This window comes from Sodalis ligni, from assembly GCF_016865525.2.
GTDB lineage: Bacteria > Pseudomonadota > Gammaproteobacteria > Enterobacterales > Enterobacteriaceae > Acerihabitans > Acerihabitans ligni.
This window is the reverse complement of the sequence record NZ_CP075169.1, coordinates 1,264,531-1,277,485: the sequence shown is the minus strand read 5'-3', so window position 1 is coordinate 1,277,485 and position 12,955 is coordinate 1,264,531. Positions and strand designations below refer to the sequence as shown.

General features: G+C 62.5%; 11 protein-coding genes. 5 read left to right on the top strand and 6 right to left on the bottom strand.

Annotated features, from left to right (window positions below; translation table 11 throughout):
- Positions 1 to 159 precede the first annotated feature (159 nt).
- The 6 genes from GTU79_RS05950 to hypA all read right to left on the bottom strand — a co-directional run bounded on the left by GTU79_RS05950 (position 160) and on the right by hypA (position 6,837).
- Complete coding sequence (locus GTU79_RS05950) at positions 160 to 2,580, bottom strand: carbamoyltransferase HypF (RefSeq protein ID WP_203522543.1); 2,421 nt, start codon at positions 2,578 to 2,580, stop codon at positions 160 to 162.
- A 122-nt stretch (positions 2,581 to 2,702) separates the two neighbouring features.
- Positions 2,703 to 3,716, bottom strand: coding sequence for a hydrogenase expression/formation protein HypE (gene hypE, locus GTU79_RS05945; protein WP_132923085.1), 1,014 nt, complete (start codon positions 3,714 to 3,716; stop codon positions 2,703 to 2,705).
- Positions 3,713 to 4,828 (bottom strand): hydrogenase formation protein HypD, encoded by a 1,116-nt coding sequence (gene hypD / locus GTU79_RS05940; protein ID WP_132923086.1) that lies wholly within the window; start codon positions 4,826 to 4,828, stop codon positions 3,713 to 3,715. Before hypD ends, hypE begins: the two co-directional genes overlap by 4 nt.
- A gap of 72 nt (positions 4,829 to 4,900) precedes the next feature.
- Complete coding sequence (gene hypC / locus GTU79_RS05935) at positions 4,901 to 5,194, bottom strand: HypC/HybG/HupF family hydrogenase formation chaperone (protein WP_132923087.1); 294 nt, start codon at positions 5,192 to 5,194, stop codon at positions 4,901 to 4,903.
- Between the two features lie 45 nt (positions 5,195 to 5,239).
- Entirely contained in the window at positions 5,240 to 6,430 is a 1,191-nt protein-coding gene (gene hypB, locus GTU79_RS05930; protein ID WP_203522545.1) for a hydrogenase nickel incorporation protein HypB, read from the bottom strand.
- Positions 6,431 to 6,492: 62 nt separating this feature from the next.
- Positions 6,493 to 6,837 carry a hydrogenase maturation nickel metallochaperone HypA gene (hypA, locus tag GTU79_RS05925; RefSeq protein ID WP_132923089.1) on the bottom strand — a complete coding sequence of 115 codons (345 nt, stop codon included), beginning with the start codon at positions 6,835 to 6,837 and terminating at the stop codon, positions 6,493 to 6,495.
- Between the two features lie 397 nt (positions 6,838 to 7,234).
- Between hypA and GTU79_RS05920 the strand changes: the two genes are divergently transcribed.
- From GTU79_RS05920 to hyfE, 5 genes are read left to right on the top strand one after another with little or no spacing between them, the layout of a single operon-like run.
- The gene (locus tag GTU79_RS05920) at positions 7,235 to 7,855 is read left to right on the top strand and encodes a 4Fe-4S dicluster domain-containing protein (RefSeq protein ID WP_203522547.1); all 621 of its coding nucleotides are present in this window, start codon (positions 7,235 to 7,237) and stop codon (positions 7,853 to 7,855) included.
- A gap of 2 nt (positions 7,856 to 7,857) precedes the next feature.
- Positions 7,858 to 9,873: a hydrogenase 4 subunit B gene (gene hyfB, locus GTU79_RS05915; RefSeq protein WP_203522548.1), complete on the top strand. Its 2,016-nt coding sequence runs from the start codon at positions 7,858 to 7,860 to the stop codon at positions 9,871 to 9,873.
- An 11-nt stretch (positions 9,874 to 9,884) separates the two neighbouring features.
- Complete coding sequence (locus tag GTU79_RS05910) at positions 9,885 to 10,835, top strand: respiratory chain complex I subunit 1 family protein (protein ID WP_132923092.1); 951 nt, start codon at positions 9,885 to 9,887, stop codon at positions 10,833 to 10,835.
- Between the two features lie 18 nt (positions 10,836 to 10,853).
- Complete coding sequence (locus GTU79_RS05905; protein ID WP_203522550.1) at positions 10,854 to 12,293, top strand: hydrogenase 4 subunit D; 1,440 nt, start codon at positions 10,854 to 10,856, stop codon at positions 12,291 to 12,293.
- Between the two features lie 11 nt (positions 12,294 to 12,304).
- Positions 12,305 to 12,955 carry a hydrogenase 4 membrane subunit gene (gene hyfE, locus GTU79_RS05900; RefSeq protein WP_132923094.1) on the top strand — a complete coding sequence of 217 codons (651 nt, stop codon included), beginning with the start codon at positions 12,305 to 12,307 and terminating at the stop codon, positions 12,953 to 12,955.

Below are 12,955 nucleotides of genomic sequence, written 5' to 3'. Positions count from 1 at the left end.
GGAGCGCCCCCCGGCTCGGTAGGCCCGCGATCACCGATCGCGCAGCGGCCATGTTAAAGGGAGACCGTGCCGAGGGGTCGAAGCGGGCATGGTTCTCCCGCCCGCCGGAGCGCCTCCCGGCTCGGTAGGCCCGCGATCACCGATCGCGCAGCGGCCATGTTAAAGGGAGACCGCGGCGGCGATCAATGCCTGACCCAGGGCCAAGCCGCCGTCTCCCGCCGGCAGACGGGCCGGCGCCAGCACCCGCAGCCCCCCCAGTTCCTGCAGCAACAGCTCCTTAAAAAGACGATTATGCAGCACCCCGCCCGACAGGACGATGGTGTCGATACCTTCCCGGCGTGCCGCTTGGCGCGCCAGCGCGGCAAAGCCCCGGGCCAGGGCCAAATGAAAGCCATAGGCACGCAGGGGCGGTTCGGCCCGCCAGGCCAGCCACTGACGCCAGAACACCGCCAGATCCAGCCGGTTGTCCAGCAGAGGCACGGTAACCGGAATATCCGCCATTCGGACGGATACCGCTTCCCAGGCCAGAGCCTCCAGCCGGCAGGCGGCCTCGCCTTCCCAACTGATTTCCCGCGGACACAGCCCGAGCGCCGCGGCAACCGCGTCGAACAGTCTTCCCGTCGACGAGGCTTCCGGCGCGTTAATGCCCCGCGCCACCGCCCGCGCCAGAGGCTCTCCCAGGGCCGGCGGAATGGCCTCCGCTTCCGGCAGGTCCCGCCAGCCGGGCACGAAGCGCAGCCATTGCGCCAATAGATTACGCCACGGCTGGCGCGCCGCCATATCTCCCCCCGGCAGGGGAACGGCCGGTAATCCCCCCAGCCATTCGCAGCCGAGATAATCCACCTTCAGACACTCGCCCCCCCACAGCGCGCCGGGATCGTCGCCCGGTAGATTTGAACTCAGATCAGCCGGATCGCCGGATAGTTCCCGGCCAAAGCCCAGGCCATCCAGGGCCAAGCCGATAACCGGTCCGGCGTTGCGGCCCCAGCCGTGTTCCGCCAGGCAGGCGATAATATGCGCATGGTGGTGTAAAACGGTAACGCAGGGCAGACCCAATTCCTCTGCCAGGGTGGCGCCCCAGCGACGGCTGAGGTAACCGGGATGGGCATCCACCGCAATCCGGTCCGGGATAAAATTCCAAATGGCGCTGAACAGCGACAGCGCCCGCTGCTGCTGTTGGCGGATCCCCTCATCCGCCAGATCGCCAAGATGCTGGCTAAGTATCGCCTGCCCGTCCCGCAGCAGGCAGAAGGTATTTTTCAAATCCGATCCCATGGCCAATACCGGCGGGCACTGTTCAAAACCGGGGGGCAGCGGGAGGGCATCCGGCACATACCCCCTGGAACGGCGCAGCATTTCCACCTTATCACCCGCCAGCCGCACCAGTGAGTCATCGGCGCGCTGCAGGATATCCCGGTCATGCAACAGCCAGCTGTCCGCGATAGCCGAAAGATCCGCCAGCGCCCGCGCATTATCCAGAGCCGGCGGACGGCCGTTGAGATTGCCCGAGGTCATGACCAGCGGACGCCCTACCCGTTGCAACAGCAAATGCTGCAACGGGTTGGAGGGCAGCATCACGCCGATCTCATGCAGGCCGGGGGCTATCAGGGAACATAACGCCTGTTCTTGCTTTCCGTCGGGATACCCTGCAACGGATCCCGGCTTAACGGGTTCGCCAAGGACGACCGGTCCCGAGGCGGAAACCGTCGCCATCCCCGGCTGCGGAATAAGCACAATGGGCGCGGCTGGAGATCGCAGCAGGGCAATCAAGGCGTCCGATACCGGATCGGCGCAGCGGCGCAGCCAGTGGATATCCGGCATCATGACCGCCAGCGGCTTGGACGGTCGGCGTTTGCGCCGCCGCAGTTTCGCCACCGCCGCCGGGTTGGCGGCATCGCAGGCCAGATGGAATCCTCCCAGCCCCTTGATAGCAACGATCTCCCCGGCCAGAAGCCGCTCCGCCGCGCTGTTTACGGCGTCATCGCCACCGGACAGTTCCTTGCCGTCCCGGTCCGACAGCCAGACCCGCGGACCGCAGTCGGGGCAGGCATTGGGCTGGGCGTGGAAACGCCGATCGGCGGGATTTTGGTACTCGGCCAAACAGCGGGGACACAAGGGAAAAGCGTCCATGGCGGTATTGGGCCGATCGTAGGGCATGCGGCGTATGAGCGTGAAACGCGGGCCGCAGTGGGTGCAATTGATAAAGGGATAATGAAAGCGCCGGTCGGCCGGATCGTTCAGTTCCGCCAGGCAGGCATCGCAGGTTGCCGCATCCGGCACTACCTGGGTGGACATACCGCCGCCCCCGCTGGGGAGAATGGTAAAGCCCGCCGGCGCCTCGTCCCAGCGCCAGGGCAGGGTTTCAATGCTGTGGATTTCCGCCAGCGGCGGGCACGCCTGCCGCAGCCGCCGGATAAATATCCCGGCGTCGTCACACCGCAGGCGCACCTCGACGCCGGCGCCATTGTTGCTGACATCGCCGGTTAATCCCAGCTCATGAGCCAGCTGCCAGACCACCGGCCGAAACCCCACGCCCTGCACCTTACCCTTGATGCGCAGCAGGATACCGTTGTGGGACATATTTTTCCTCCGCTGAACGGAACCTGGGCCCCGGCGACATCCTAACTTGTATTCCACTGGCATTCGCCGCCGGCACGCACCAGAGCGGACCTTACTAGAATAACGTGGCCTCGTCTGCCTAACTAGCAAATACGGGGCAGCGGCTCGTCATGGGGCAGATCCAGAATACGGCTGACGCCATAGAGTCCCCGCAATCTCACCTGTTTGTCATCGGTCACCCGGCCTATTACCGCCGCGTCGCGTCCCAATGGGTGCCGGCGCAGCGCCTGGAGAACCTGCTGCTCCGCCGCCGCCTCTACCACCAGCAGCAATTTTCCCTCATTGGCGAAATTCAGCGCATCCAATCCCAGCAGTTCGCATATCCCCCGTACCGTGGTTTTCACCGGCAGCGCCGCTTCGTCCACGGTCATGCCGCAGCCGCTGCCGCGGGCGAACTCATGCAGAATGGCGGTCACGCCGCCCCGGGTGGCATCCCGCAGGGTGCGGATGCCGGCGATGTCCCGCAGCGGCGCAATCAACGGAGCCAGCACCGCGCAATCGCTGGACAAATCCGCCTCCATGCCGAGGTTCTCCCGCAGATTCAGAATGGTGGCGCCGTGATCTCCCAGGGTGCCGCTCACCAGAATACTGTCGCCGGGGCGAATAGCGGTCACGCCCCATTCCACCGTCGCGGGGATCACCCCCAGGCCGGCGGTATTGATAAACAGTTTGTCCACCGCGCCGCGGGGCACCACCTTGGTGTCGCCGGTGATAATCTGTATGCCGGCGCCGCGGGCGGTATCGGCCATGGAGCGCACCACGGCCTCCAGAGTTTCCAGCGCCAGCCCCTCTTCCAGGATAAAACCGCAGGAGAGCCAGCGCGGCGTCGCGCCGCTTACCGCCAAATCGTTGGCGGTGCCGCATACCGCCAGCTTGCCGATATCGCCGCCGGGAAAAAACAGCGGATCGACAACGTAGCTGTCGGTGGTAAAGGCCAGCCGGTCGCCCAGGGCATTCAGTTCGCTTAACGCCAGCCGGGCCTGATCTTCCCCGGTGGCCAGCAGCGGATTGTCAAAGGCGCTGACAAACACGCCTGAAATCAACGCCTGCATGGCGCCGCCGCCGTTGCCGTGCGCCAGCGTAATCTGTTTACTCATGCCTCACTCCGACGATATTGATACCAGGCGGCGCACGCCCCTTCCGAGGAAACCATCAACGCCCCGAAGGCGTTTTCCGGCGTGCATACTCCGCCAAACAACGGGCAATCCGCCGGTTTGCAGCGGCCGGTCAGCACCGCGCCGCAGCGGGCGCGGGGATCGTCCGCCACCGGCTGCGGATCGGGATTGAAACGCCCTTCGGCATCATAGGCCGACCACTCCGGACGCAGGCTGACGCGGGAATCGTCGATTACCCCCAGGCCGCGCCACTCGCTGGCGCCTTCGGTGATAAAAACCCGGTCCATCGCCTCCTGCGCCAGTCTGTTGCCTTCGTCCGGCACCACGCGCCGGTATTGGTTTTCCACTGTACAGCGTCCGTCCACATATTGCTCGCACAGCATCAGCAATCCCTGCAGGATATCGCCGGGTTCAAAGCCGGTCACCACCACCGGTTTATGGCAGATATCGCTGATATAGGCATAAGGCCGCTGGCCGATAACCATGCTGACATGGCCCGGGGCGATAAAGCCGTCGATGCGCACATCCGGCTGAGCCAACAGGCTTTTCAAGGTGGGCATCAGGGTAATATGCTGGCAGAAAAGGAAGAAGTTCTCCACGCCGTCGGCCCGCGCCTGCTGCAGGGTCATGGCGCTGGCGGGCATGGTGGTTTCAAAGCCAATACCGAAAAACACCACCTGCCGATCCGGATTGTTTTTGGCAATGGCCAGGGCATCCAGCGGCGACCAGACCATGCGCACATCCGCCCCCTGCTGGCGCGCGGTCAGCAGGGATCCGTTCCGGCCGGGCACCCGCATGGCGTCGCCGAAGGTACAGAAAATGACCTCGGGCCGCATGGCGATTTGCACACAGGCATCGATGCGGCCGGCCGGCAGGACGCAGACCGGACATCCCGGACCATGGATAAACTCCAGCGACGGCGGCAGCAGCTTATCCAGGCCGAACTTGAAAATGGCATGGGTATGGCCGCCGCAGACTTCCATTACCTGTAAAGGCTGCTCGGCGGTATAAACCGTATGGGACATACGTTCGCCGATGCGCGCCACCAGCCCCCTCACCAGCTCCGGCTGGCGATATTCATCAACGAATCGCATCGGTTTCACCATTGTGCAAAAAACAGCCATCAACAAATCGCATCGGTTTCGCCTTTGTGCAAAAAACAGCCATCAACGAATCGCATCAGTCTCGCCTCCCCGCAGGAAATAGCCTACGTCCGCTTCCACCTCCCCCATTGCCTGCAAGGCTTCCAGCGTGTCCCGCGCCTCGGACTCATCCAGCAGGCTCATGGCAAACCCTACGTGCACCAGGACCCATTTTCCCGGCAGCGCCGCCATGTCGGCATCATCGGCGCAAACCAGACGGACATTGACCCGCCGTTTTACGCCGCAGACGTCCACCCAGGCGTTGCCGTAACCGTCGTTATCGAGCTCCACCACCTGACCGGGGATGCCTATACACATGTTTTTTCTCCAGCCCGCTCCCGCGGGCATATTGATCGGCGACGATTACAGGCGCCGCTGCTCTTCCAGCCAGCTCAGCCAGGCATCCATGCCCTCGCCGCCGGTGGCGGACACCATCAGTACCGCAATGGAAGGATTGACCCGGCGGGCATTGGCGATACAGGTATCGACATCGAAACGCACCCAGGGCAATAAATCAATTTTATTGAGGATCATCAACCCGGCGGCGGCAAACATATGGGGGTACTTTAACGGCTTGTCCTCCCCTTCGGTTACCGACAGCACCACGACTTTACAATGTTCGCCGAGATCAAAACCGGAGGGACAAACCAGATTGCCGACATTTTCGATGAACAGCAGGCTGTTTTCCACGGGATCCAGACGCAAGGCGGCGTCATGCACCATCTGCGCATCCAGATGACAGCCTTTACCGGTATTGACCTGGATCGCCGGCGCCCCGGTGGCGCGGATACGTTCGGCATCATTGGTGGTTTGCTGATCGCCCTCGATGACGGCACAGGGGATGCTGTCCTTCAGCCGCAGCAGCGTTTCCGTTAACAGGCTGGTCTTGCCCGAGCCGGGGCTGGAGACGAGGTTCAGCGCCAGGATGGCGCGCTGCTGGAAATAGTGCCGGTTATGGTGCGCCAGCCGGTTGTTTTTATCCAGGACATCAATTTCGATTTCCACCATCCGCCGCTGGCTGAGGCCTGGCGCATGAGTGCCCGCCTCCCCCCGGCCATAATCCAGGTCCCCCCGCGCATCGGCCAGGGGGGTAAACCCGGCCGGACCCGCCGCCGGAACCGGGCCGGGTTCACCGGCGGCGGTTAACGGCAGTGTTTGGCCGGGGGCGAGCTGGTAATAATGATTGTGGACTTCCCCATGATAGTGATGGTGGTGAATGACCTGCGCCGGCGCGGCGGGAAACACCACATGCCTTGGCGCCAGCGCCGCGGAGGGCCGGACTTCGCGCTCGGGATCATAGTGTGTGTGCTGATGGCCGCCATACGCCGGACCATCGTGGCTATGGTAATGATCGCCATGGTCGTGGCCATCGTGGCAATGGTAACGATCGCCATGGTCCCGGCCATCGTGGCTATGTTGATGCTCGTCGTGGTCATGACCATGGTGAGTATGTTGATGCTCTCCATGCTGATGGCCGTGAAGGCCGTCACCCGGTTGATTTTCATCGCCTTCGATATGACGTTCACCCTCGGCACAGCCGCAGGTACTGCACATGGCATGTCTCCTGTCATTATGAAAGTGGCGTGGCCGCTAACCCCACCCTGGGGAGTATATCCTCAAGCCACTTCCAATCGTTTGATCTGGATATGGTCGTGGGCGTCGGTGTGTAATTGATGTCCGCCGCACAAAGGGCAGACCAGGATCGGGACGCCCGGCAGGGTAACCTGCCGCCGGCAATGGCCGCACCAGGCCTCTGCCGGCTGCTGCTCAAGATGCAATACACATCCTTCGGCCAGGGTCCCGCGGCACACCATATCGAAACAGAAATTCAAAGACTCCGCTTCCACACAGGAAAAGGCCCCGAGGGACAACCAGACGGCGGTAATACGCCGCGCGCCGTTCGCCCGCCCCTGCTGTTCCAGGATCTCCAGCGTATTTTGCGCCAGCGTCAATTCGTGCATGGGTCTCTCCGCGGTACCACCGATGTCTCTCATATAAAGCTATGCAAGACGGGTGCCAGCGGGAAAACGGACATCCGCCGCAGGCTGAGCGCCGGCGAAGACTCGGTTTTAATAATTTAAATCAATCAATTACCAAATAATTTCCATTCGCGGCGCCTTCGGACAGAGCGCGCAATCCCGTCGTCATAAGTGACGACGGCCCAGAGGCCCGGCCTGTCGACACTTATGACGATATCCCCTTCTCTGCAGCCTGTTTTTACCATTGATGGTCGCGTTAACCCCCGGCCTATGGCCTCCCCGGGCAATAACCCTACTCATGGCATGGAAAATGCTTAGGTGCCGGTATGAATAAACCAAGCAGCCTGACTGTCATCCGTTTCTCCCGGAGGAGAGGGTTATGAACCGCTTTGTTATCGCGGAGCCACAGCTTTGTATTGGATGTAATACCTGTATGGCCGCCTGTTCCCAGGTCCATAAGGCCGCCGGATTGCAGGCGCATCCCAGACTGTCCGTTACGAGGACCGATGAAGAAAGCGCCCCCATGCTCTGCCGCCAATGTGAAGATGCGCCTTGCGCCCGGGTCTGCCCGGTGAATGCCATTACCCACGGCCCCGACGCCATCGTGCTCAATGAAAGCCTGTGCATCGGCTGTAAGTTATGCGGATTGGCCTGTCCGTTCGGCGCCATTACGCCCTCCGGCAGCAAACCGGTGAATATACCGACGATGTTTGAGAATTTCATTCCGTCGCAGCAAATGGCGGATGTGCCGGAGAGCCCGGCGAATATGAACCCCTTTCTGGCCTGGAACGCCGGGATACGCAGCGTCGCGGTGAAGTGCGATCTCTGCGGCTTTCATCCCGACGGACCGCAGTGTGTGCGGGTCTGTCCTACCGACGCGCTGGTGCTGGTAAGCGACGGCGCGGTGGAACAGGTCAGTATGTCGCGCCGCCAGTATGCCGCGCGCTGGCTCTCCTCTGGTCTGGACTCGCTTTCCCCCTCTCAACCGGAGCAGGAGTAAACATGGACGCATTTCGGTTACTTGGCGGCTCCCTCGGTTGCTATGCGGTGGGCGCCATCCTGTCATTGCTGCTGGCGCGGCGGGAAACGCTGGCTATCCAGGCCGCCGGGCTGACGGCCATGGCCGGCGGCATCCTTGGCCTGCTGGCGGCCGCCAGCGTGCTGTACAGCGGCGAGACCCTGACCTACAGCGCCGTCGGGCCCTTCCCGTTTGCTGCCTTCAGCGTCCGGCTCGATAGCCTGGCGGCTTTTATGCTGTTGGTGATTTCGCTGCTGGTGACGGTGTGCGCCCTCTACTCCCTGGCCTATGTGCGGGAGTATCTGGGAAAAGGGGCGGCGGCGATGGGGTTCTTTATGAACCTGTTTATCGCCTCCATGGCCACCCTGGTGGTGATGGACAATGCCTTCTGGTTCATCATTTTCTTCGAGATGATGTCGCTGGCCTCCTGGTTCCTGGTCATCGCCGACCAGGATGAAGAGTCCATCAATGCCGGTTTGCTGTATTTCTTTATCGCCCACGCCGGGTCGGTGCTGATCATGATTGCCTTCTTCCTGATGTACCGCCAGAGCGGCAGTCTGGAGTTCGCATCGTTCCGCACCCTGTCGTTAAGTCCCGCCGGCGCCTCGGTGGTATTCCTGCTGGCGTTTTTCGGCTTCGGCGCCAAGGCCGGCATGCTGCCGCTGCACAGCTGGCTGCCGCGCGCCCATCCCGCCGCGCCGTCCCATGCATCGGCGCTGATGTCCGGGGTGATGGTGAAAATCGGCATCTTCGGCATCATCAAGGTAGGTATCGATCTGCTGGGGGCCAGCGAACTGTGGTGGGGTATCCTGGTGCTGGCGTTCGGCGCGGTCTCCTCGGTGCTGGGCGTGCTGTATGCCCTGGCGGAGCACGACATCAAACGTCTGCTGGCCTGGCACACGGTGGAAAACATCGGCATTATCCTGATGGGGGTAGGGGTCGGCATGGCCGGTATCGCCGCCCATCATCCGGTCATCGCCGCGCTGGGCCTGCTGGGCGCCCTTTATCACCTGCTGAACCACGCGGTCTTCAAGGGCCTGCTGTTTCTCGGCGCCGGCGCCATTATCTGGCGGGTGCACACCCGTGATATGGAGAAAATGGGGGGATTGGGCCGCCTGATGCCCTTAACCGCCCTGGCCTTTATCGTCGGCTGTATGGCCATTTCCGCCCTGCCGCCCCTGAATGGCTTCGTCAGCGAGTGGTACACCTATCAATCCCTGTTCGCCATGAGCCGCGACGGCGGGTTCCTCCTGCGCCTGAGCGGTCCGGTGGCCATTGTGTTGCTGGCCATCACCGGCGCGCTGGCGGCGATGTGCTTTGTCAAAGTGTACGGCATCAGTTTCTGCGGCGCGCCACGCAGCGAAAAAGCCGCTTTGGCCCGCGAGGTGCCCTGGCAGATGACCGTTGCCATGCTGCTGCTGGCCCTGCTGTGCGTGCTGCTGGGTATCGCCGCGCCTGTCATCGCGCCGGTGCTGGCGGCGGTGGCCGCCGGGCTCGCCCACAGTCATGATATTACCGTGGCGCAGGGGCTGCTGCTGGTGCCGGATCAAGCCCGGCAGGCCATGCTGTCGCCGTTGCTGATTTTTATCCTGCTGCTGGTGCTGCCGCTGATTCCGCTGGGAATTTACCAACTGCGCAAAGGCAGCCAGCCGGATTATCGCCGCCGCGGCGATCCCTGGGCCTGCGGCTACGGCTGGGAAGCGGCCATGTCCATGTCGGCGGGCAGTTTTACCCAGCCGCTGCGCGTCATGTTCGCAGTCCTTTACCGGCTGCGCCGCCAGCTCGACCCCTCACCCGGCCTCAAACGTTTACTGGATCGCACAACCGAAGGGGCCGGACGCGTCGAGCCGTTCTGGGACGACAGAATTATCAATCCATTGGTACGTATCACCCAGCGGGCGGGCGGTCAGGTCCAGGTATTACAGGGCGGGGATTTTCGCATCTACTGCCTGTACGTGGTCGCCGCCCTGGTTATTCTGCTGCTTGTCACCGCCGTCTGAGGAGAGAGTCCATGTTCATGCAACCCGCGCCGACGCTGACCCTGGGGCTGTTCGCCCTGATACAGGCCCTGCTGCTGCTGGCGCTGACCCCGCTGATGACCGGCATCTCGCGCCAAATCCGCGCCCTGATGCACTCCCGGCGCGGACCGGGCATCTGGCAGGATTACCGGGATATCGCCAAGCTGCTTAAACGGCAGGAAGTGGCGCCGGCCCAGGCCGGACCCGTGTTCCGGCTAATGCCATATGTGCTGCTGGGCACCATGCTGCTGGTGGCCATGACCCTGCCGGTATTCACCCGCTTTTCGCCGTTCGGCGCGGCGGGGGATCTGATTACCCTGCTGTATCTGTTCGCCCTGTTCCGGTTCGTCTTTTCACTGGCGGGGCTGGATACCGGCAGCACCTTTGCCGGCATCGGCGCCAGCCGCGAGCTGACCCTGGGCATCCTGGTGGAGCCGACCCTTATCCTGGCGCTGCTGGTGGTGGCGCTGATTACCGGATCCACCAATATCGGCGCCATCAGCGCCTCTCTTACCGCCGGCTGGATCTCCCCCACCGCCACCTTTTTGGCCCTGCTGGCCTGCGGCTTCGCCACCTTTATCGAAATGGGCAAAATCCCGTTCGATGTGGCGGAAGCGGAACAGGAGCTGCAGGAAGGACCGCTGACCGAATACAGCGGATCCGGCCTGGCGCTGGTGAAGTGGGGTATGGGCCTGAAACAGGTGGTGATGGCGGAACTCTTTCTGGCGGTGTTCATCCCCTTCGGCAAGGCGCAGATGCTTACCGCTCCGTCGCTGCTGTGGGGGCTGGCGACCGCGTTCATCAAGCTTACCCTGGTGTTTGTTCTCGCCTCCGTGATGGAAAACAGCCTGGCGCGCGGGCGCTTCTTGTTGATTCCCAGGGTGACCTGGCTCGGGTTCGGCGTTGCGGCGCTCTCTTTCGTCTTTTACCTCACCGGTCTTTAAGGAGCCAGGAAATTCATTATGGAAAATATAGCCCTTGCGACCGTTCTGGTCCCGTTCGTCGGCGCGCTGCTGACCGCCTGCCTGCCCCGGCGCATGGCGAAATGGGTCTGTACCCTGTTCGCCCTGCTGGCCACCCTGGGCACGCTCTCGCTGGCCTGGGCGTTCCATTCCGGCGGTAAAGCCGATGCCACCTACACCCTGCTGCAGTATGGCAATGCCGCCCTGATGGGGATTACCGTCGATCGCGTCAGTACCCTGATTGTTTTTGCCGTGGTGTTCCTGGGACTGCTGGTGAGCCTCTACTCCACCGGCTATCTCACCACCGGCAACCGGGAACATCCCCATGAGGGCACCAACCGCTACTACGCCTTCCTGCTGGTGTTTATCGGCGCCATGGCGGGACTGGTGCTCTCATCCACCCTGCTGGGCCAACTGCTGTTTTTCGAAATCACCGGCGGCTGCTCCTGGGCGCTGATCGGTTATTACCAAACGCCGAAAGCCCAGCGTTCGGCCCTGAAGGCCCTGCTTATCACCCACGTGGCGTCCATCGGCCTCTACCTGGCGGCGGCCACCCTGTTCCTGCATACCGGCACCTTCGCCCTCAGCGCCCTGGGTCAAATACAAGGTCCGGCGGCGCTGGTGGTGTTCGGCGGCATTCTGTTCGCCGCCTGGGGCAAATCCGCACAGCTGCCGTTGCAGGCCTGGCTGCCGGACGCCATGGAGGCGCCGACCCCGGTGAGCGCCTATCTCCATGCGGCGTCAATGGTGAAAGTAGGTGTGTATATCTTCGCCCGCGCCATCCTGTCCGCCGGCGATGTGCCGCATATCATCGGCTGGGTCGGCATGGTCATGTCGCTTATCACCATGGTCTACGGCTTTCTGATGTACCTGCCGCAAAAGGATATGAAGCGGCTGCTGGCCTGGTCCACCATCACCCAGCTGGCCTATATCTTTTTTGCCTTGTCCCTGGCGATTTTCGGCTCCAAAGAGGCTTTCCTCGGCGGCATCGCCTACATCTTCAACCACGCTTTCGCCAAGAGCCTGTTCTTCCTGGTGGCCGGTACCCTTAGCTATAGCTGCGGCACCCGGTTGCTGCCGCGCCTGCGCGGGGTGCTGGGGAAAATGCCCCTGGCGGGCATCGGCTTTTGCGTCGCGGCGCTGGCCATTACCGGCGTACCGCCGTTTAACGGCTTTTTCAGCAAGTTCCCGATTTTTGCCGCCGGCTTCGCCCTGTCGAGCCAGTATTGGGTGCTGACGCCGATGATGATCCTGGTGCTGATTGAATCCGTCGCCAGCTTCGTCTGGCTTATTTACTGGTTCGGTCGGGTGGTGCCCGGCAAGCCCAGCGAGGAGGTGGCGCAGGCCGCCCCGGTTCCGCTGGCCATGAGTGTCGTGCTGGTGGTTCTGATCGTGATGTCGCTGTGCTCCAGCTTTATTGCCGTCGCCTGGCTTGGATAAGGAAAATGAATATGACCGGATCGCTTATTGTCAATAACCTGGCGGGGCTGATGATGATCACCTCGCTGCTGGTGATCGGCGCCAAACGCCCCGTGGTCTCCTGCTGCTGGTATGCCCTGCAGTCCCTGGTGCTGGTGGCTATTTTCTTCACCCTGGCGGAAACCCTGCAGGCGCATCAGCTACTGCTCTGGTCCCTCAGCGCGCTGATCACCAAGGTGATACTGGTGCCACTGATCATGGCGCGGGCGTTCAGCAAGCTGGCGGATCCCGGCGCGGACGGCGGGTTTATCTCGCCGCCTATGCTGATGCTGGCGGCGGCGGTAATCGTGGTGCTGTGCTGGTTTGTGGTGGCGCCGGTGGAACTGCCGATAGCCGCCACGCTGAAACCGGCCCTGGCGGTATCTCTGGGCCACTTCCTGCTCGGTCTGCTCTGTATCGTCAGCCAGCGCAACATTCTCAAACAGGTGTTCGGTTATTGCCTGATGGAAAACGGCTCGCACCTGACTCTGGCGCTGCTGGCCAACCGTGCGCCGGAGCTGGTTGAAATCGGTATTGCCACCGACGCCATCTTCGCGGTGATCGTCATGGCGGTAATGGCGCGCAAAATCTACCGGACGCTCCATACGCTCGATGTGTCCCAACTGACGGCGCTGAAGGGGTAA